The sequence below is a fragment of the Methylobacterium sp. M6A4_1b genome, assembly GCF_053345175.1.
The window spans coordinates 1-21,703 of sequence record NZ_JBKEZQ010000039.1 but is presented as its reverse complement, the minus strand read 5'-3'; the positions used below and the strand labels follow the sequence as shown (position 1 = coordinate 21,703).

The 21,703-nt window shown below is 70.3% G+C and carries 11 protein-coding genes, 1 tRNA gene and 1 riboswitch; of the genes, 10 read left to right on the top strand and 2 right to left on the bottom strand.

The genetic code is table 11. The features are described from left to right. The coding region (locus tag ACLBWX_RS21500; RefSeq protein ID WP_447679000.1) for an amino acid adenylation domain-containing protein at positions 1 to 5,061 on the bottom strand (5,061 nt) is incomplete at its 3' end. Between the two features lie 43 nt (positions 5,062 to 5,104). After that, a complete protein-coding gene (locus ACLBWX_RS21495) occupies positions 5,105 to 5,329 on the bottom strand; it encodes an MbtH family protein (RefSeq protein ID WP_447678999.1) in 225 nt (74 codons plus the stop codon). Positions 5,330 to 5,554: 225 nt separating this feature from the next. Between ACLBWX_RS21495 and ACLBWX_RS21490 the strand changes: the two genes are divergently transcribed. The 10 genes from ACLBWX_RS21490 to ACLBWX_RS21445 all read left to right on the top strand — a co-directional run bounded on the left by ACLBWX_RS21490 (position 5,555) and on the right by ACLBWX_RS21445 (position 21,676). Further along, a complete protein-coding gene (locus ACLBWX_RS21490; RefSeq protein WP_447678998.1) occupies positions 5,555 to 6,652 on the top strand; it encodes a GNAT family N-acetyltransferase in 1,098 nt (365 codons plus the stop codon). After that, positions 6,649 to 8,025 (top strand): lysine N(6)-hydroxylase/L-ornithine N(5)-oxygenase family protein, encoded by a 1,377-nt coding sequence (locus ACLBWX_RS21485; RefSeq protein ID WP_447678997.1) that lies wholly within the window; start codon positions 6,649 to 6,651, stop codon positions 8,023 to 8,025. Before ACLBWX_RS21490 ends, ACLBWX_RS21485 begins: the two co-directional genes overlap by 4 nt. Positions 8,026 to 8,065: 40 nt before the next feature. Beyond that, the gene (locus tag ACLBWX_RS21480) at positions 8,066 to 8,899 is read left to right on the top strand and encodes an ATP-binding cassette domain-containing protein (RefSeq protein ID WP_447678996.1); all 834 of its coding nucleotides are present in this window, start codon (positions 8,066 to 8,068) and stop codon (positions 8,897 to 8,899) included. 214 nt (positions 8,900 to 9,113) lie between these two features. Further along, a riboswitch (cobalamin riboswitch) is annotated at positions 9,114 to 9,312 on the top strand. Positions 9,313 to 9,416: 104 nt separating this feature from the next. Then, the gene (locus ACLBWX_RS21475; RefSeq protein WP_447678995.1) at positions 9,417 to 11,525 is read left to right on the top strand and encodes a TonB-dependent siderophore receptor; all 2,109 of its coding nucleotides are present in this window, start codon (positions 9,417 to 9,419) and stop codon (positions 11,523 to 11,525) included. Beyond that, positions 11,525 to 12,688, top strand: a complete 1,164-nt coding sequence (locus tag ACLBWX_RS21470; protein ID WP_447678994.1) for a DUF1624 domain-containing protein — start codon at positions 11,525 to 11,527, stop codon at positions 12,686 to 12,688. Before ACLBWX_RS21475 ends, ACLBWX_RS21470 begins: the two co-directional genes overlap by 1 nt. Positions 12,689 to 12,983: 295 nt before the next feature. Continuing rightward, complete coding sequence (locus ACLBWX_RS21465; RefSeq protein ID WP_447678993.1) at positions 12,984 to 13,460, top strand: BLUF domain-containing protein; 477 nt, start codon at positions 12,984 to 12,986, stop codon at positions 13,458 to 13,460. A gap of 251 nt (positions 13,461 to 13,711) precedes the next feature. Further along, positions 13,712 to 14,626 carry a cobalamin B12-binding domain-containing protein gene (locus ACLBWX_RS21460; RefSeq protein WP_447678992.1) on the top strand — a complete coding sequence of 305 codons (915 nt, stop codon included), beginning with the start codon at positions 13,712 to 13,714 and terminating at the stop codon, positions 14,624 to 14,626. Between the two features lie 40 nt (positions 14,627 to 14,666). After that, positions 14,667 to 15,107, top strand: a complete 441-nt coding sequence (locus ACLBWX_RS21455; protein ID WP_447678991.1) for a BLUF domain-containing protein — start codon at positions 14,667 to 14,669, stop codon at positions 15,105 to 15,107. A gap of 114 nt (positions 15,108 to 15,221) precedes the next feature. Further along, a tRNA-Ile gene (locus ACLBWX_RS21450) sits at positions 15,222 to 15,297 on the top strand. A gap of 874 nt (positions 15,298 to 16,171) precedes the next feature. Then, positions 16,172 to 21,676 (top strand): peroxidase family protein, encoded by a 5,505-nt coding sequence (locus ACLBWX_RS21445; protein ID WP_447678990.1) that lies wholly within the window; start codon positions 16,172 to 16,174, stop codon positions 21,674 to 21,676. Positions 21,677 to 21,703: the final 27 nt, after the last annotated feature.

Sequence of the window (21,703 nt, the reverse complement as noted above, 5' to 3'; positions counted from 1 at the left end):
GAAGAAGTTCTGGTCTGGGGTGATGGTTTGCAGGCCGAGGGCCTCGGCCCAGATGCGGGCGACCGTGGCCTCGGTCTCGTTCAGGGGGCGGGCCGGCGCCGCCTCGGCGGGGCCGTCGGCGGGCGCCGGCAGGGCCGCCCGGTCGAGCTTGCCCCCCGGCGTCAGCGGCAAGGCCGCCAGCATCACGATGCGGGCCGGCACCAGGTAGTCCGGCAGCCGCCGCGCCAGGGCCGCCCGCACGGCCCCCTCCTCCGGCGCCGCGCCGGGGGCCGCCACCACGTAGCCGACCAGGCGCGGACCGGCCGGCCCGTCCCGCAGGGCGGCGGCGGCGCCCGCCACGGTCTCCTGGGCGAGCAGGGCCGCCTCGACCTCGCCGAGTTCGATCCGGAAGCCGCGCAGCTTCACCTGCGCGTCCGCCCGCCCGAGATACGCCACCGTCCCGTCCGCCCGCCAGCGGGCGAGGTCGCCCGTGCGGTAGAGCCGTGCCCCGGGCGCTCCGTAGGGGTCGGGCAGGAAGCGGGCCGCCGTCTGTCCGGGCTGGCCGAGATAGCCCCGCGCCAGGCAGGCGCCGGCGAGGTAGAGCTCGCCCGTCACGCCCACCGGCACCGGCTCCAGGGCCGGGTCCAGGACGAGGGCGCGCCGCGGGCCGACCGCCCGGCCGATCGGCGCGTAGGCGTCCTCCACGCCGGCCTGCCCGTTCGTCTTCCAGGCCAGGGGCGAGATGACCGTCTCGGTGGGGCCGTAGCCGTTGACAAGGAAGCGCGGGCGCAAGGCCCGTGCGATGAGCCCGAAGCTCTCGCGCGAGAGGGCCTCGCCGCCGAAGGCGTAGGAGCGCGGGCTCGGGGGCGGACCGGCGGCGGCCTCGATCGCCAGGGCGTGCATGTAGGCGGTGGGGAAGCCCGCATGGCTGACGCGGTGGCGCTCCATGGCGTCGAGGGCTTCGCGCGGGGTCCAGAGGCCGTCGGGTTTGAGGACGAGGCAGGCGCCGAAGGCGAGGGGCACCATCCAGCGCTCGTGGGCGCCGTCGAAGCTCATGGAGAGGACGTGGAGTTCGCGGGTGTGGGGTCCGGTCTCGTAGAGGGCGCCGGTGGCGCGGACATGGGCGGCCAGCGGGCCGTGGGCGACGGCGACGCCCTTGGGCCGGCCGGAGGAGCCGGAGGTGTGGATCACGTAGGCGATCTGGTCGGGGTGGAGGGGCACGTCGGGTGCGCCGGCGGGCGGGCTCGCGGGGTCGCGGGTATTTCGGTCGCGGGCGTCACGATGGAGGGCGTCGAGGTCGAGGGTTTCGGGCAGGCCCGGGACGGGGGCGAGGCGGGCGAGGGTGTCGGCGTCGCCGAGGACGAGGCGGGGTTCGGCGTCGGCCAGGAGGGCGGCGATCCGGGCGGGGGGCAGGCCGGGATCGAGGGGCAGGAAGGCGCCGCCGGCGCGCAGGACGGCGAGGAAGGCGGCGATCTGGCGGGCGGAGCGCGGCAGGGCGACGGCGACGATCGTCTCGGCCCGGACGCCGCGCCGGACGAGGGCGTGGGCGAGGCGGTCGGCGTCGGCGTCGAGGGCGGCGAAGGCGGTGGTGGTGTCGCCGCAGATCACGGCGGGGGCGTCGGGGCGTGCGGCGGCGGCCCGCGCGATCAGGCCGGGCAGGAGGTCGTCGGCCAGGGGCAGCGGTCCCGGATAGGGCGCCGACAGGGCCAGGCGGGTCTGTTCGGTGACGAGCGGCAGCAGGTCCACCCGCCGCGCCGGCTCCGCCACCACGGCCCCCAGAAGACGCAGGAAACCGTCGCGGATCCGCGCGACCGCGCCGGGGTCGAACAGCGCGGTGCGATAGGCGAAGGTGCAGGCGAACGCCTCCGCGTGCTCCGCGACTTCCAGGACGAGGTCGAAGGCCGGATTGCCGGTATCCCGCCCGAAAGCCGTGAGGCCGAGGCCGCCCGCCTCCCCGAGCGGGCCGAGCCCGGTCGGCTGCTGGCTGATCATGACCTGCGCCAGGGGCGCGCGGCCGGGCAGGCGCCGCGGCTGCAGGGCCTCCACCAGGCGCTCGAAGGGCAGTTCGGCATGGGCCTGCGCCTCGGCCAGCACGGACCAGACCCGAACGACGAGGTCGCGCCCGTCGCCGCTCGGGTCGATCTCGACCGGGATGACCAGGGTGTTCACGAAGAGGCCGACCAGGCCCTCCGTTTCCGGGCGCTGGCGCCCGGCCACCGGCAGGGCGAGGCGCAGGGCGCGCGTCCCTGCGAAGCGGCTCAGGACCAGGGCGAAGGCGGCGGTCAGCACGGCGAAGGGCGAGGTGCCTGTGGCGCGCGCGAGTTCCGCCACGCCGCGGCCGAGGGCCGGATCGATCCGGACAGCGAGCCGTCCGGGGGACGCCGTCTCGGTGGGGCGGGCGCGGTCGCTCAGAACGAGTTCCGGCTCCGGACCACCGAGGCGCGCGCGCCACCAGGCGAGATCTTCGGCGCGCGCCGCTTCCCGGGCCGGGTCGCGCTGCCAAGCCGCCACGTCGACGGGTTGGATCGGCAGGGGCTTCAGGGGATCCGCCTGGCCCTCGCGAGCCGCCGCATAGAGGGCCGGCCATTCGCGCAGGATCACCCGCATCGACCAGCCGTCGGAGACGAGGTGGTGCATCGTGATGAGGAGCACGTGCGATTCGGGGCCGCAGCGCACCAGCCGGAACCGGGCGAGGATGCCGCCATCGAGGGTGAAGGGGGCCTCCGCCTCGGCGTGCGAGAGCGCCGCCAGGGCTTCTTCGCGCGCCGGATCGTCGAGCCCCGACAGGTCCGTTTGCGGCAGGTCGGGTGATGCGGCCACGGGATCGATCACGGCATCGGCCCGTCCGTCCGGGCGTCGGCGCAGCCGCGTGCGGAACGCCTCGTGGCGCGCCGTCAGCGCGGACAGGGTGGTTTCGAGGGCCGCACGGTCGAGGGGGCCGTCGAGGCGCAGGCCGCCAGCGATGTGGTGGCCGGGGCCGTCGCCGTAGGCGGCCTCGAACCACAGGCGGTCCTGGCCGGGCGAGAGCGCAAGCGCGCCCGACCGATCCGCGCGCGGGATCGCGGCCGGAGCGCCGCCGGTCTCGCGCAGGCGGTCCAGGGCCTGCGCGAGGGCGCCGAGGCGCGGATGGGCGAACAGGGTCGCGGCGGGCAGGGACAGCCCGGTCGCGGCGTGGATCTCGGTCAGGAGGCGGATCGCGCCGAGGGAATCGCCCCCTTGGGCGAAGAAGTGGCTGTCGCGATCCTGCTCCGTCCGTCCGAGGACCCGGGCGAACAGCCCGGCCACGAGCGCCTCGGTGGGCGTGAGGGCCGTGGGTAGCTCCCCCAACTTCCGGGCACGCGCCCCGGTCGGCCGGCCATCCTCGATCACCGCGTAGGCATCGAGGCTGCCCGCCTGCCAGCCCTGGCGGGTGGCACCGCGCTGGATCTTGCCGCTGGAGGTGCGCGGCAGGCCGCCCGGATTGAGGAGCACGACGACGCGGGCGGTCTCCAGGAAGGCGTCGGCCACGGCCTCCGCGACGAGCGCCGCCAGCGCCTCGGGCCGCACCAGCTTCTGGACGCTGCGCGAGACCTCCACGGCGACGCCGATGCCCTCGCGCCCCTCGCGTTCCAGGCCGAAGGCGGCGATCCGGCCCTGGCGCAGGATGTCGACCTCCGCCTCGACCACGCGCTCGACGTCCTGCGGATAGACGTTCTGCCCGCGCAGGATGATGAGGTCCTTGGCCCGGCCCACCAGGAAAAGCCGTCCGGCCCTCAGGAAGCCGAGGTCGCCGGTGCGCAGCCAGCGCCGGCCCTCGACCTCCGGGAAGGTCTCGGCACTCGCCGCCGGGTTGCGCCAATAGCCCTGGGCGAGGCTGGGACCGGAGACGCGGACCTCACCGACGACGCCCTCCGGCAGGAAGGCCCCGGCCGGGTCGGCGATCCGGACCGGATGGTCCTCCTGCGAAACGCCGCACTCGACGAGGCGGCTCGCTTCCGCGCTCGCCGTCTCCCGTGCCTCGCCCCGGGCGAGGCTCCCGGGGTCGAGATGGAGGCTGCGCAGGCCGGTGCCGCGCCGGCCCGCCGTGACGAACAGGGTCGCCTCGGCGAGGCCGTAGCAGGGCATGAGCGCGCGCGGGTCGAAGCCGGCGGGGGCGAAGCGCGCGGCGAAATCCGCCATGGTCGCGGCGCGCACCATCTCGGAGCCCGAGAAGGCCACCTGCCAGGAGGACAGGTCGAGGCGCGCCAGGGTCTCGTCGTCGACGCGGTCGTGGCAGAGCCGGAAGGCGAAGTCGGGTCCGCCGCTCACCGTGCCGCGATGCCGGTGGATCGCCTCCGGCCAGCGGGCGGGACGCCCCAGGAAGTGCCTGGGCGACATCAGCACCGCCGGGATGCCGGCATGGATCGGCTGCAGCAGCCCGCCGATCAGGCCCATGTCGTGGTAGAGCGGCAGCCAGCTCACCATCACGTCGTCCGCGCGGAAGCCGAAGCCGTCGCGGATCGCACGCTCGTTCGCCATCAGGGTGGCGTGGCCGACCACGACGCCCTTGGGCGAGGCCGTGGAGCCGGAAGTGTATTGCAGGAAGGCGATCCCGTCCGGCTCCGGCAGACGCTCGCGCCAGTCCTCGGCCTCCGCCGTCGCGATGTCCTCGACGCCCACGACCACGGCAACGCCGGCCCCCGGCATGGCGCGGACGATGTCGCCGGCCTCCCGGTGCACGAGGATCACCGCCGGCTCGGAATCCGTCAGGATCGCCGACAGGCGCGCCTGATGCTGGGCCCGGCGCGCCTCGGGCGGGAAGGCCGGCACCGCGATCAGGCCGGCATAGAGGCAGCCGAAGAAGGCCGCCACGTAGTCGAGGCCGGTCTCCAGCATCAGGGCGACCCGGTCGCCCGGCAGCGCATGGCCCTGGAGCCGGGCGGCGACGGCCCGGGCGCGCCGGTCGAGGCCCGCGTAGCTCACCGTGATCTCGCCGGAGGCCGGATCGTCGAGGAAATGCAGGGCCGCGACCGGGCCGTGGGCCTCGGCCAGCCCGCGCAGGTGGCGGACGAAATCGCGGGCGGGGGCCACCGTGATCGGAGCGCGCGGGACGACGACGGTCATCGGATCTCCTGACGACATGCGAGGCTGGGGAGCGGCGGCGGGCTCAGGTTCGGGGTGCCGGAGCGTCCCCGTCGAGGGCGCGCCGCAGCGAGGCCGGGCGCATGTCGCTCCAGACCGCGTCGATATGGGCGAGGCAGTCGGCCCGGGTCCCGGAAAATCCGGTGGCGGCCCAGCCTTGCGGCACCGGCCGGAAGGACGGCCAGATGGAGTACTGCTCCTCCTGGTTGAGGACGACGAGGAACGTCGCTTCGCTGTCGTCGATGGCCATGGGCCTGCTCCCGGAACGCTGCGGTCTCGCTAGGCAGGACGGTGAGGGCCGGCGTGAATTTAGTCCGACACCGCGAAAAAAAGTGCGGGCCGGGCCTAAATCACGGCGGCGGCCCGGCGTCCTCATGGGCAACAGGTGCTGCGTCCCCGACGCGATCGGGGGCGGTCCGCGCCTGACAGCGGGAAACTCTGCCGGTGTGCAGACCTGTCAGCGAAGACGAGGCCGATGTTGCGAACCCCCCTACCCTATCGCGCCGGAGAAGCGACCGGCCGGCCCCGGATCGTCCACCGGGACGGCGAACAGCTCAGCGTCGTGGCGGACGAGCGCGCGGCCCTGCGCCTGCGCCTGTCCGGAACCGGCCCCGTCCGCCTCACCCTCGAGGATGGGGAGGGCCTGGACGCCGAAATCGCACGGCCCGCCCTGATGGCCGCGTTCGAGGCGATCTCGGCGTCTCATCCGGACCAGGACCGGATCGGCCTGGATCTCCCGGGTGCCCCGGATCTCATGCCGGCCCTGCGCGAAGCGGGCCTCGCGGTGGGTGACGGGGATGCCCTCGCTGTCCATGCCACCCTGCTCTGGCAGCGCCCCGAGCCCTGGCTCGCGAACCCGTCGCGCCGAGACTTTCCCGCCATGCCGGTGATGACCGAGGGACGCCGCCATCCCCTGCGGGCGCCCAAGCCCACGGGGCTCCTCTATCGGCGCTTCATCCCCTGGCTCGGACAGTCCGTCTCGTTCCGGGCGGCGACCCTCGACGACGTCGACCGGCTGCACCGCTGGATGAACGACCCGCGCGTCGACGCGGTCTGGGCGGAGGCGGGTCCCCGCGCCAAGCACGCGTCCTACCTCGCCGGCCTCATCGCCGATCCGCACATGCTCCCCCTGATCGGCAGCTTCGGCGACGACCCTTTCGGCTATTTCGAGGTGTACTGGGCCAAGGAGAACCGCCTCGCGCCGTTCTACGAGGTGCGCGACTACGATCGCGGCTGGCACGTGCTGGTGGGCGAGGACCGGTTCCGTGGCCGGGCCTACGTCTCCGCCTGGCTGCCCTCGCTGATGCACGCCCTCTTCCTCGACGATGCGCGCACCGACCGGATCGTCGGCGAGCCCCGGGCCGATCACGTCCAGCAGCTGCGCAACCTCGAACGCTCGGGCTTCGCCCGCATCAAGACCTTCGATTTTCCGCACAAGCGCGCCGCCCTGGTGATGCTGCTGCGCGAGCGCTTCTTCGGCGAGCGGCTGTGGGCGCCGAACCTGCCGCAGGCGCAGCCCGCGTGCGGGGACGACGCGACCGTCGCAGGGCGCGCTCTGGGAGCCGCCGCATGACGGACGGCTATCGGTCCGACGCAGCCCTGGGCCTTCGGAGACCGGTCCCCGAGGCGGAGGCCTTCCCCTTCGCCGGTCAGGGACCGGACGGCACCGTGCAGGACGTGATCGGGATCGGCTTCGGCCCGTCGAACCTCGCCCTCGCCATCGCCCTCGACGAGGCCGGCAGCCGGAGCGGGCGCCCCGCACGGGTGCGCTACCTCGAGCGCCAGCCCGAATTTCTCTGGCACGGCGGCATGCTGCTACCCGACAGCGGCATGCAGATCTCGTTCCTGAAGGATCTCGTCACCCTGCGCGACCCGACGAGCCCGTTCAGCTTCATCAACTACCTGCACGTGCACGGCCGGTTGACCGACTACATCAACCGGAAGTCGTTCTATCCGAGCCGGATCGAGTTCAACGACTACCTGCGCTGGGTGGCGTCTCACTTCGCCGACCGGTGCGATTACGGCGAGACCGTCCTGGCGGTGGAGCCGGAGCGGACGGGCGAGACGGTGCGCCACCTCGTCGTCCGCTCGGCGGACGGCGCCGGGCGCGAGCGCCGCCGCCGGACCCGGGCCGTCGTCCTCGCCACCGGCGGCGAGCCGCGCATCCCGGAGGCCTTCGCGGGCTCCCGGGGCAATCCGCGCGTGTTCCATTCCTCCGGCTACCTTCGCAGCATCGACGCGCTGTCCCTCGCCGGCCCCGCGCCGCGCATCGCCGTGATCGGCGCCGGCCAGACCGCCGCCGAGCTATTCCTCGACCTCCAGAGCCGGCTGCCGGGCGCACGGATCGACATGATCTTCCGCGGCCAGGCCCTGAAGCCCGCCGACGACAGCCCCTTCGTCAACGAGATCTTCAATCCCGACTTCACCGACTTCGTCTACGGCCAGCCTGATTCGGGGCGCAGCGCGCTGATCGAGGAATTTCGCGGCACCAACTATTCGGTGATCGACGGCGACCTCCTGACCCGGATCTACGAGATCCTCTACCAGCAGAAGGTCGTGGGAACGGTCCGGCACGCCCTGCACCGGCGGACCCGCGTGGAGGCCGTGACCGACCACGGACCGCAGGTCGCGCTCGATCTCCTCGACGAGGCCGCGGGCGCCCGCCGCCGGGACCGCTACGACGCGGTGATCCTGGCCACCGGCTATCGGCGCGACCGGGTCCAGTCCCTGATGCCGGCCCTGGCGCCCTATCTCGCGGACGGGGGCGTCGATCGCGATTACCGGCTGCGGACGCGGCCCGGTTTCGAGCCGGCCATCTACCTGCAGGGTTTCAGCGAGGAGAGCCATGGCCTGAGCGACACCCTGCTTTCCATCCTGGTGGTTCGCGGGCAAGAGATCGCGCAAGCGCTGCTGAGGGACGCTCCCCCGGCCCGCGTCTCGGCCTGATCCCGCCCGCCCGACCGCACGCCTCGACGGACCATCCCGGATGATCGCCACGGCCTCTCCACCCGCCGATGCCCCCGCGGCCGCCCCGCCGGCGGGGGACGCGGTGGGCTACCGGCTCGACGGGGTGTCGTTCGCCGTGCCCGGGCGGCAGCTCCTCGCCCCGCTCACCCTCGATTTGCCGAGCCGGGGCGTCGTCGGCCTCGTGGGGCATAACGGTTCCGGCAAATCGACTTTGATCAAGCTGCTGGGTCGCCAGCAGCGCCCGAGCGGGGGCCGCATCAGCTTCCGGGGCCGCCCCCTCGATGCCTGGGGCGACCGGGCCTTCGCGCGCGCCGTCGCCTACCTGCCGCAGGCGACGCCTCAGGCGCCGGGACTGCTGGTGCGCGAGCTCGTCGCCATGGGCCGCTATCCCTGGCACGGAGCCCTGGGGCGGGTCGGGGCCGCCGACCGCCGGATCGTCGCCGAGGCGATGGCCCTCACCGATACGGAGACCTTCGCCGAGCGTCTCGTCGACAGCCTCTCGGGGGGCGAGCGGCAGCGGGTCTGGCTCGCCATGCTGGTGGCGCAGGATGCCGGCTGCCTCCTCCTCGACGAGCCGATCTCGGCCCTCGACGTCGCACATCAGGTCGACGTGATGGCCCTGGTCCGGCGCCTGGCCGACGCGCGCGACGTCACGGTGCTGGTGGTGCTACACGACATCAACCTGGCGGCCCGCTACTGCGACGAGATCCTCGCCCTCCACGGCGGGCGCCTCATTCGGCGCGGCTCTCCGGACGACCTCCTCACGCCGGACTCCCTCGAAGCCATCTACGGGATTCGCATGGGGATCTTCCGGCACCCCGACACCGGCGTCCCCATCGGCTTCACGCGATGAAGGCCGCCGTCGCGGTGCGTTTTCGTGCCTGGCCGACGGACGGATCGCACGATGCGGCGTGGTTGCTGGGTCGCTTCCCGAAGGATTGCTCGGAATCGAAGACGTCGAGACGCGGGAGAGCCGTGGGACGATCTTCGTGAACGCCGTCTTGTCGCCTTCCGAACACATGCGATGGGAAAGCCTCGGAGTGCGATTGACGGCGAACCGTCTCTTCGGTCTCCTTGTCTTCGACGGTTCCTCCCCGGAGGATCAAAAGGGAACGCGGTGAGGGTGCAGGCCCGAGGCCGCGGCTGCCCCCGCAACTGTAAGCGGCGAGCCCATCATCAACACGTCACTGGGTCCTCGGGCCTGGGAAGACGATGAGAGGGCCGTGACCCGCGAGCCAGGAGACCTGCCGTCAGTCGTGGTCACACGCGAGACGCGCTGGGCGGGGTGCCCCGGCGGGTGTCGGGGCGTTCGCGGACCGCGAACGGGCCGGCCTCGTTCGCGGTGACGTGCCACTGCCGAGGCCGTCCGTTTGTCCCATCGTCCATCGAATCCGTTCTGGTCCGCGCTGGCCCTGTCCTGCGCGATCCCCTCCGCCGTTGCGGCCCAGGGGACGCGCTCCGGTGAGACCGCCGTGGTGCTCGACGCCCTCTCCGTCGAGGGCACCCTGACGGCCACCCCGACCTATCGGGTGCCGGACCTCTACAGCGGGACCAAGACGGTGACGCCGCGAAGGGACGTGCCGCAGCAGGTCGACGTGGTGCCGCGCGAAGTCCTGGTCGACACCGCCGCGACGCGCGTCGAGCGCGCCCTCGACTACGTGCCGGGGGTCGGCAAGCAGAACGACTTCGGCGCCCAGAACCTCGCGCTCTACTCGGTGCGCGGCTTCGCCACCCAGGACATCTTCCAGAACGGCTTCAACATCGCCCGCGGCTACAACGGCGCGCCCGACACCCAGAACGTCCAGTCCATCGAGGTCCTGAAAGGTCCGGCCGGTGCCGTCTACGGCCGCAGCGACCCGGGCGGCACGGTCAACATCCTGACGAAGCAGCCGGTGGCCCGGTCCTTCGTGGAGATGGGCACGCTGTTCGGCAGCTTCGGCACCGCCCGGACCACGGTCGATGCCGGCGGCGCGCTGAACGAGGACGGCAGCGTCCTCTACCGCTTCAACGGCGTCCTCGCCCGCCAGGACAGCTTTCGCGATTTCGTCGACGGCGACCGGGTTCTGGTGGCGCCCGTGGTGAGCTGGCAGGTGACGCCCGACACCAAGATCACGTTCGAGGCGCAATACCTGCGCAACCGCCAGACCTTCGACCGGGGCACCGTCGCGGTGAACGATCGCCTCGGCCTCGTCCCGCGTTCGCGCTTCTTCGGCGAGCCGGGCGACGATTCCGTTTCCGAGAGCGCATTCCTGCAGGTGCGGCTGGAGCACGCCCTCAACACCGACTGGCAGCTGCGCGTCGCCGGCCACGTCAACACCGGCAGCCTCACGGGCCTGCAGACCGGCGCGACCGGCATCCTCGACGACGGCCGCACGCTCCTGCGCGAGTTCCGCCGCCACGACTTCACCTGGGGCGTCGCCATCGGCCAGGCCGAACTCACCGGTCGCTTCGAGACCGGGCCCTTCGCCCACACCCTGCTGCTCGGCCTGGAGCATGAGCGCTACAACAGCACAGAGAACCTGCAGCGCTCGACCCCGCACCTCGATCCCTTCGCCATCGACCTGTTCAACCCCGTCTACGGGAAGGCCAAGCCGCCCTTCACGCGCCGCTACGGCGCCAGCGAGAACGTCGGCAACACGGCGGTCTACCTCCAGGACCAGATCGCCCTGAGCCCGGAATGGAAGCTGCTGATCGGCAACCGCACCGACTTCTACAACCAGACCTTCCGGGACAAGGTCGCGAACGAGCGAACCGAGCAGGACCGCACCGGGTTCTCGCCCCGCGCCGGGCTCGTCTACCACCCGCTGTCGTTCCTGGCCCTCTACGGCAACGTCGCCGCCTCGTTCCGGCCCAATACCGGCTTCGACAGCGCCTCCCGGCCCTTCGCGCCGGAGACCGGGTTCGCCTACGAGGTCGGGGCCAAGCTCGATCTGTTCGACGGCCTCAGCGTCACGGCGGCCGCCTTCCACATCGAGAAGCAGAACGTCTTGACCACCGACCCGGCGGACTTCTTCTTCCAGATCGCCGCCGGTGCCGTGCGCAGCGAGGGCTTCGACGTCGGCCTGGTCGGACAGGTCACGCCCGAGTTCCGGATCATCGGCGGCTACGCCTTCATCGACGCGGCGGTCACCCGCGACGAGGTCCTGCGGGTCGGCTCGCCGCTCCTCAACATCCCGCGCCACAGCGGCTCCCTGCTCGGCATCTACGAGGTCCAGGCCGGCGACTGGACGGGCTTCGGCATCGGCGGCGGCTTCCGGGCCGTCGGCTCCCGCCTCGGCGACAGCGGCAACGAACGCTTCCGCCTGCCGGGCTACGTCCTGACGGATGCGCTGGCCTATTACCGCTACGAGAACCTGCGCTTCGGGATCAACGTCGACAACATCTTCGACGAGACCTATTACGAGCGCTCCTACAACAGCTTCTGGGTCGGCGTCGGCGAGCCGCGGCGGCTCACCGTCAGCGTGACGGCACGCTTCTGATGGCGGAGCGCGCCTCGACACCCCTCCCGCTCTCGCAGGCCCGCATCGTCTCGATCGATGCCCTGCGCGGCCTCGTCATGCTGCTCATGCTCGTCGACCACGTGCGGGAGTTCGTCTACCTGCATGCCCAGGTCCGCGACCCCATGGACCTCGCCGTCACCCCGCCCGATCTCGTGCTGACGCGGCTGACTTCGCATCTCTGCGCCCCGGTCTTCATCCTTCTCACCGGACTCTCGGCCAGCCTCTACGCCCGGAAGCACGGCGCCCGGGGTGCGGCCAGCGGCTTCCTGCTCAAGCGCGGCCTCCTGCTGATCCTTCTCGAAGTGACGCTGGTGAGCCTCGCCTGGACCCGCAGTCTGGCGCCGCCGATCCTCTACCTGCAGGTGATCTGGGCCATCGGCCTCAGCATGGTGGCGCTGGCCGCCCTGCTCTGGCTGCCGCGCGCGGGCCTGATCCTCTTCGCCTTCGCGGTGATGCTCGGCCACAACCTGCTCGATGGGCTCGTGCTCCGATCCGGCGACACCGGCTACGTGCTCTGGTCGATCCTGCACCAGCGCGGCGTCATCGGATTGCCCTGGGGCGTGGCGCGCACCTCCTATCCTGTCCTGCCCTGGTTCGGCGTGATCGCGGCGGGCTACGCCCTCGGGCCGCTCTTCGCCGGAGCGGTCCGGCCGGCCAGCCGCCGCGCGGGGCTCCTGGCGCTCGGCGGTGCGGCGCTCGCCGCTTTCCTCATCCTGCGGGGCTTCAACGGTTACGGCGAGCCGGTGCCGTGGCAGACGGGGGCGACGCTCCTCCTGACGGCCCTCTCCTTCTTCAACCTGACCAAGTATCCGCCCTCGGCCGACTTCCTGCTGCTGACCTTGGGCCTCGGCCTCTGGCTCCTCGCCCTGTTCGAGACCCTGCCGGCCCGAAGCCTCGGGGTTCTGCGGGCCTTCGGGGGGGCGCCGCTGTTCTTCTATCTGGCGCATCTCTGGCTTCTGCGCCTGCTCCATGACGGCGCCCTCATGCTCGGCTTCGCCGGCCCCTCCGGCCGGATCGAGGCAGGGGCTCCGGCGCAGATCTGGCTGATCGCCGCCGCCCTCGTCCCGCCGCTCTGGCTCGCCTGCCGCTGGATGGTCGGCCTGAAGCGCCGCGCCGCCTGGCCGGGCCTCAGCTACCTCTAGTCCAGGGTCGAACGTCCGTCGCGAGAGGTTCGGAGCGGCCTCGCTGCGGCCGCTACGAGGCCCATGTCGCCGCCTCGCGGGCCGTGTCGCCGCCGGGTTCGCACAGGAGGCGATGCATCCTGCTCCCCGGCGCATGGAATCGGCCGCGGGTGAATGCGCCGGCGGGCGCATCGCGGAGCCGAACGCGCAACGACCTCGGTGGCCGAGTCCGGTTTCAAATCGGGTCGGATGCGCTATCGTGCCGTCCACGCACCGGTCTCGACGGCCCGTCCTGCATCTCCGGAGATGGTCCCCCATGTTGGACGAATACGGTTTTCTCCGTGGCGCCGAGTTGGACGAGGGCGCTTCGACCGCTCTGTATCACTTCGTCTACTGCAGCCGTGCCGCCGACGGAGTCGACGACGCGGAGGTCGGCCGTATCGTCGAGTCGGCGCAGCGGCACAATCTTGCACGCGGCATCACCGGCGTTCTGGTTTTCGGCAGCGGGATCTTCTTCCAATGGATCGAGGGGCCGGCCGCCCAGATGCAAGGCCTCATTGCGAGCCTGCACGGCGATCCGCGCCATCACGATATCGTCACGCTCAGCCAGAGCGAGGAAGACCGCGAACGTCTCTATCCGAATTGGGACATGGAGCGGGTCGAATCCGAGGATATCCGCCTCGTCCTACAGGACGCACTCGAAAGCACGGAAGACAAAGACAATGTCGCGGCCCTGACGCGGATTCTGAAGCACCTCGACTCCGGTCCTCTGAATTCCCTCGGGCGAGCCTAGTCCAAGCAGCGCCGGGCCGCCATCGGTCGACTTACGATTGATCTTGTATTTCTGAACATGAAGTCCACGAACGGGGCGAAGAGAACGCACCCATCTCCGGTTCGCAGTTCGGGACAGGCACACTCCGAACCAGGAACTTTCCGCACCCTCCTTTACATTCCTTCGAAGCGGCGTTCTGATGTGGCCAAGAGGTGCACGGCATCGACCGACAAGCGCCCCCTGCAAAGGAAGTGAGTTCTGGGGAGCGGACCATGTCAAACCTCGCTTCGTCCACCGCTGCGTGGATCGATCCGTCGGCGCGTCAAGCCGGTTGGGTCTCGGAGGTTCGGCTCGCCTATGCCCGCAAACGCACGGAAGAGGAAAGCCGCCAGCGCGCCCTCGCGCTCAGCCGCATCGTCGAAACAGACATCATCCCGCGTTTGAAGCTGCTTCACCCGCAGCTTGCGCCCGCGGCGAGCGCTCCGCTCGCCAAACCGGATGCACAGCAGATCGAAGCCTTCACGCAGCTCCTCCTCGGTTCGGACCTCGCGGCAGCCTCGGACGCCGTCAAAGATCACCTGGCGAAAGGCCATTCCGCCGAGAGCATGTTCCTCGAACTTCTTGCGCCTGCGGCCTCGTTGCTCGGACGCTTATGGGACGAAGATCTCTGCGACTTCATCGAGGTGACCGTGGGCGTCGCTCGCCTCCAACTGCTTCTCTCGCAATACAGATCCGAGCCGAATGTGCCATCTTACGATGAGAATCGCGCCGCCCTCTTGATGGGGGCACCGGGGGAACTGCACACCTTTGGCGTGGCCGTCGTCGAACAGTTCCTCCAAGTCGCCGGATGGCAGGTCGCGAGCGGTTTGGCTTCCAGCCCCAGTCAGATCTCACAGCTCGTGAGGTCCAGGAAATTCGATGTCGTCGGTCTCACGCTGAGCTGCGAGACGCGCATCGATGGGCTGACGGCCTCGATCCGGTCGATCCGCGAGGTCTCACGGAACCGGTCGGTCGGCATCATGGTGGGCGGTCCTGTCTTCCTCGACAAGCCCGACCTGGTCGAGCGTGTCGGAGCGGACGCCTCGGCCGTCGACGCGCCGACGGCCGTCCTGCTAGCGCAGAGACTGTTCGACATCGGTCTCGAAAACAGGCTCCGGCCTGGCGCCAAGGCCGCCTCTTCCGCGTGATGCCGAGGTTTCGGACCCGACCCGATGGGAGGCGGATACAATGAACCTCGTGCAACTCGTCTATGCCTCCCGTCCGTTCGGATTCGATCAATCCACCCTGGACAGCATCCTGACCCAGTCACGGCGCTGCAACATGCGGGACGGTCTGACCGGCGCTCTGATCTGTCGTGGGGACATCTATCTCCAGCTTTTGGAGGGCGAAGCGGACGCGATCGACAACACGTATGCGCGCATCGTCAGAGACGATCGGCATCTCGAGATCCATCGCCTGTCCCATGCGCCTGCGTCCGAGCGTCTTTTCCCCGCCTGGGCCATGCGGAGCGATCCCGCACGCACGTGGATGTGGTCCCAGGAGGAGGTGGCCAACGGGGCCGCGACGCAGGCCTCGCCCGAGCAGGTGCTCGGGATTTTTCGACGGCTCGCGGCCGAGCCCGCGGACCCGCCGAAGCTCACCCTCGTCTCGTCGGCGACCAACCGGTGAACCGCTCGTGTGCGGAGGCTCCGGGAACGCAAGACCGGCATGACCGGAAACCGGGCGACCGCACCGCTTGGCACTGGACGGACGGGGGCCTTTCCCTCTACGGAAACGTTCGTGGGGCCTGTAGCTCAATGGTTAGAGCCGACCGCTCATAACGGTCTGGTTGCAGGTTCGAGTCCTGCCGGGCCCACCACGCACCCCGTCAGTGCCTGATGATCGGGAACGGCCGGAAGACCGCGTCTTCGAGAAGGTGACTGCCGCATTCCAGCCGTCGCAGGTCCAACGCCGCCCCGAGGGAATGACGTGCGTCGGGCCGGCCACGCGAAGTGGGCTGAAGCCCGGTGCCGGAAACACCGGGCCTGTGACCGTTGCCTCGATTTCCCGGAAGCCTCCGCCTGAAGCCTCCTGCGACAGCCGGACCGGGAACACGGCGGCGTGCGAGACGACCAATCGACCGCCCATGTCCCGATTGCGCGCGCCACCGAGCGAGTTCCAGGCGTATTCGAGCGACGTCCCCTCGGTTTCGATGCCCAAGCCATCGAGACGATGGCCTGCCGCGGCCGCCAGGCGGGCTGAAACCGCTCCAGTTTCGTAGCTCACCATCCTTACCGACAGGCGCGCGAGCCGGCTCGGTGTTTTGCCCTGAAGGAAAAACCCGCATGGGAAGGTTTTTTCCAAGTAGGTAAGGGTTTTTTTACTGATCACTCCGGGGTTGAATCATGCAAGGTTCGCTCCAGCAACTGTCGAGCAGCACAACGGCGAACGTCGTGGTCTTGAGCGCGGTTCATGGGAGCAAGCGATGACAGGCAGATCAGCTTCTCGCGCTGCACGCGACCCTGCGGCACGCGCCGGTTTCGCCCGACGCGACGTTCGAGATGCCGCTCGGGGTTTGCGGCGCCGAACGGCCTTCGGTCGACGGCGTCGGTCCGCCTTGCGCCCCGACGCCCCCTAGCCCCGCGAAACTGAAGTCGGTCTCCGCCACGGCGTGAGCCCGGACGGGAATCCCTTCCACCCAGCCGCGAGCCATGGCCTGCGCTGCCGCATCCCTATGGCCAATGGAGACCGCCATGTCCGTCACCTTCACGGTCGACACCAACGACCTCCGTCATATCCTGGCGCAGATCCGGATCGCCGAGGAATTCGCGGCGCCGGGCAATACGCGGACTCTCCAGGAGATCATCGGACCGGACGCCGCCCTGCTGCCCGCCGGCTTGCGGGCGGTCGACGGAAGCAACAACAACCTCCTGCCGGGCCAGAGTCTTCTCGGGGCGGCCGACCAGCCGTTTCCGCGGTTGCTGTCGACGCAGTATTCCCAGGGCACGGGTTCCTTCAACGGCCTGACCAACAACGACTACAGCGTCGGTGGGACGGTCATCGACACCAGCATCCGGACGGCCAGCAACCTCGTCGTGGACATGAGCCCCCACAACCCGGCGGCCGTGGCCGCCTGGTTCGCCAATCCCATCGCGCAGGCCGCCTATGCCGCCGCCCATGGCGGCGAGGCCCCTCCCGCCGGCTACATCCCGACGGCGACGGAAGTCGCCTTCATCCCGAACCAGTCGCCCGATATCGGCCTGTCTCCGCCCTTCAACGGCTGGATGACCCTGTTCGGGCAGTTCTTCGACCACGGGCTCGACCTCGTCACCAAGGGCAGGAACGGCTCGGTCATCGTTCCGCTGATGCCCGACGATCCGCTGATCGCCGGCGGCGACGGGGTGCTCGGCACCGCCGACGACCTGCCGGCGTCCCAGCGCTTCATGGTCCTGACCCGCGCCACGCCAGCCGTGGGGCCGGGCGCCGACGGCGTGCCCGGCACGGCGGACGACATCCGCACCGCGGTCAACACCACCACGCCATGGATCGACCAGAACCAGACCTACACCTCCCATCCCTCGCATCAGGTCTTCCTGCGCGAGTATGCCCGGGTCGACGTGACCCCGGCCGACGGCGTCGCCAATCCCGTCACCCTCGCGACCGGAAACCTCCTCAACGGCGGTGCCGACGGCAAGGCCATCGCGAACTGGGCGGAGGTCAAGGCGCAGGCGAAGGTGATGCTGGGCATCGAGCTCGTGGACACGGACATCCACAACGTGCCCGTCCTGATGACCGACCCCTACGGCAAGTTCGTCCCGGGCGCTCACGGCTACGCGCAGATGCTGATGGAGCCGGACGCGACCCATCCCACCACGTGGTTCAAGGAAGGAACGGCGGAGGGCATCCGCACGGTCGGCGCCGTCATGACCGGCCACGCCTTCCTCGACGACATCGCCCATACCGCGGATCCCATCTCACACGGGCAGGCGGTGGCGGCCGACGCGGACACGCTCACCGGCAACGCGATCGGCGTCGATCCTCGAACCGGGGCGAGCCTCGCCTACGACAACGAGCTACTCGACCGGCACTTCATCACCGGCGACGGGCGCGGCAACGAGAACATCGGGCTGACCGCGGTCCACACCATCTTCCACTCGGAGCACAACCGACTGGTCGAGGCCAACAAGGAGACCATCCTGGCCTCGGGCGACCTCGCCTTCCTCAACGAGTGGCTACGGGTCGACCTGACCGCCTTGCCGACCACCCCTGACCAAGTCGCCGCCCTGCAATGGGACGGGGAACGCCTGTTCCAGGCCGCCAAGTTCGTCACCGAGATGCAGTACCAGCACCTCGTCTTCGAGGAATTCGCCCGGACGGTCCAGCCCAACGTCGACCCGTTCGTGTTCACGAACAGCGCCGACCTCAACCCGGCCATCACGGCCGAGTTCGCGCATGTCGTCTACCGGTTCGGGCATTCGATGCTGGCGGACACCGTCGACCGCATCGGGTTCGACATGGCGCCGGTCGACGCCGACCTGACCGTCGCCGGAACGCAGGAGCTCGGCCTGATCGAGGCGTTCCTCAACCCGGTGGCCTTCACGGCGAGCGGCGTCGGCACCGAGGCCGCGGCGGGTGCCATCATCCGCGGCATGACCCGGCAGATCGGCAACGAGATCGACGAGTTCGTGGTCGATGCCCTGCGCAACAACCTGCTCGGGCTTCCGCTCGACCTCGCGACGCTGAACATCGCGCGCTCGAGGGAACAGGGCGTGCCGACCCTCAACGAGGCTCGCGCGGAATTCTACGCGATGACCGCGGACGCCAAGCTCAAGCCCTATACGAGCTGGGTCGACTTCGCCCAGAACATCAAGAACCCGGCCTCGGTGATCAACTTCATCGCGGCCTACGGCGACCACGATCTCATCACCCAGGAGAGTACCCTCGCCGGCAAGCGCGCCGCGGCGACCGCCCTGGTGTTCGGCGTCTCGGTCGACGTGCCGGACGATCCGTCGACCTTGGTGAACGACGCGCACACCATCGCCCCGCCCGCGGATCGACTCGACTTCATCACCGGCACGGGCGCCTGGAACGCGGCCAATTCCGGCCTGAACGACGTCGACTTCTGGATCGGCGGTCTCGCCGAGGAGAAGATGGAGTTCGGCGGCATGCTGGGCAACACCTTCAACTTCGTCTTCGAGACGCAGATGGAGAACCTCCAGAACGGCGACCGCTTCTACTATCTCAGCCGCACGCAGGGCATGAACCTCCTCAACGAGCTGGAGGCCAACACCTTCTCGGCCCTGGTCCAGCGCAACACCGACCTCGGTGACGAGGGGTCCTCGCACCTCAACGGCGCGCTGTTCGGGCGCGCCGACCACATCCTCGAACTGAACGAGGTCCAGCAGGTCGGGGACGACCCGGTGCAGGACGACCTGCTGCTCCAAATCCTCGACCCCAAGGTCGTCCGCGTCGCACCGGGCGCCGACGTCGACGGCGACGGGCACGCCGACGGCGGGATGCTGAAGTTCAGCGGCGGCGAGCACGTCGTCCTCGGCGGGACCGAGGGCAACGACCGCCTGATCGGCGACAAGGGGATCGACACCCTCTGGGGCGACGGCGGCGACGACTACCTCAACGGCGGGATGGAATCCGACCAGATCTTCGGCGGCGACGGCGACGACGTCATCGAGGATCCCTTCGGCGACGAGTTCATCCGGGGCGGCGAGGGCAACGACGCCATCTCGGGCGGACCGGGCCTCGACATCCTGTTCGGCGGCGGGGGCAAGGACTTCATCACGCACTCGACCGATCCGGGCGAGGTCTTCGCCGGGCGCGGGGACGACTTCGTCCTCGGCGGCAGTGCCGCCGACAACCTGATGGGCAACGAGGGCGACGACTGGATCGAGGGCGGCGAGGGCTTCGACAGCCTCTCGGGCGAGAACTCGCAGCTGTTCTTCAACAGCATCATCATCGGCCACGACGTCCTCAACGGACAGGGCAACGACACCGACTACGACGGCGAGTCCGGCGACGACATCATGGTCCAGGGCTCCGGGATCCAGCGCAACAACGGCATGCTCGGGTTCGATTGGTCGATCCAGAAGGGCGACCCGAACGACGGGACCATCGACCTCGGCATCTCCCGCTTCGTCAACCAGCAGGCCCTGACCCTTCGCGACCGCAACGATTCCGTGGAAGGTGCCTCGGGCTGGAAGCACGACGATACCCTGATCGGCACCGAGCGGCCGACCGGTGCGGTCGGCGACCCTGCCGGCGGCATCGTCGGGGGGCCGGCGACCGACAGCATGCTGCTGTCCCAGAACGTCGCCCTCATCGATGGCCTGGAGGCCCTGCTCAAGCTGACCCCCGGGGCGATCCGCGGTCAGACCGTCGGCAGCGACGCCGCGCCCTTCGCGAGCCTGGCTCCCGACACGACCGTGTTCGATCCCCAGAACGGGGGCGACATCCTGCTCGGCGGCGCCGGCAGCGACACCATCACCGGCAGGGCCGGCAACGACATCATCGACGGCGACCGCTGGCTCAACGTGCGGATCAGCATCCGTGACGCCGGCGGCACCGAATTGGCGACCGCCGACAGCCTCGCGGGCCAGATGTTCACGACACCGGCCGGGCTCGCGAGCGGCAATGGCCCGCTCTACCTCGGCGGGATCAGCCTGCAGACCGCGCTGATGACGCGGGCCGTGAATCCGGGCCAGCTCGACATCGTCCGCGAGATCCTCGACGCCGGGGCCGGGCCGGACGTCGACACGGCGGTCTTCTCCGACGTGCGGGCGAACTACACCATCACCAACCTCGGCGACGGCAGCTTCCGGGTCGACCACACCGGCTTCGCCGCCAGCCCGACCCTGAGGTTTTCGGACGGCATCGACACCCTGCACAACATCGAGCGGGCGCAGTTCGCGGACGGGGCCGTCTTCCTCGCCAACGTGCCCGCGACGGGGGCGCCGACCGTCGACGACACGACCCCCACGGAACTCTCGGCGCTGCGGGCCACCGTGGCGGGCATCGCCGACCTGAACGGCCTGCCCACGACCTTCGGCTTCCAGTGGCAATTCCTGTCGGCCGCCGGGACCTGGACGAACATCGCCGGCGCGACCGGCCAGACCTTCACGCCGCAGCAGGCCCAGGTCGGGTTCCAGGTCCGCGTCGCGGTGAGCTTCACCGACCAGGGCGGCTATTCGGAGCGGGTCTTCTCGGCACCGACCGAGGTGGTCGGCGACAACATCGTGGACAACGGCGCCGGCAACACGATCAACGGCACGGCGGGCGCCGACCGCATCCTCGGCAACGGCGGCAACGATACGGTGAATGCCGGGGCCGGCGACGACTTCGTCGATGGTGGAGCCGGCGCGGACACCATCAACGGCGCGGCCGGGAACGACACCCTCCAGGGCGGGACCGGCAACGACTCCATCGATGCGGGAGCCGGCGACGACGTCGTGACCTGGAACGGTGGCGCCGCGCTGGGACCCATCACCCTCGTCGCCAACGACGGGCGCGACGTGGTGCGGGGCGGCACCGAGGGGGCCGTGGGGGACACCTTCGTGGTCAACGGGACCCTCGGTCTCGCCGAGACCTTCCGGGTCTACACGGTCGCGGCTTGGGGACAGGTCGCCGGCAACAACGTCGCCACCCTGAGCCCCGGCACCGAGATCGTCGTCACCCGCACGACCGGGACGGGCGCCGGTGCGGTCACCACCGTCATCGCCGAGTTGCAGGAGATCGAGGAGATCCGGATCGGGACCGCCGCGGTCTCGGTCCCCAATCCGCCGACCAACGCGGGGGCGGGCGACAGCGTCTTCCTGATCGGAAACTTCTCGACGACGAGCCTGAACCTCAACACCGTGACCATCGACGGCACCGTGGGGAACGACACCGTCGACATCTCCGGCCTGACATCGGCGCACCGCATCGTGTTCCGCTCCGGCGGCGGCACGGACACCATCGTCGGAACGCTGCGCCCGCAGGACGTCATCGAACTCGCGCCCGGCACGACGCGGGCCGATTACGTCGAGGCGCACGCCAACGGCATGACGACCCTGACGCGCGGCGCGCACAGCATCACCTTCGCGAGCACGGGGACGCCCACGTTCGGCACGGCTCCGGCCACGGGCGGACAGCAGCCCGGCGGCCCCGGAGGGGCGCCCGGACCGGCCAGCGCCTTCGCCCTGACGGTCTCCCGGACGGCGGCGGCGGATCTTTCCCTTGATCGTTGCCGCCCTGATCCTTGGGCTTGAAGCTCTTGATCGACGCCCAGGCCTCGA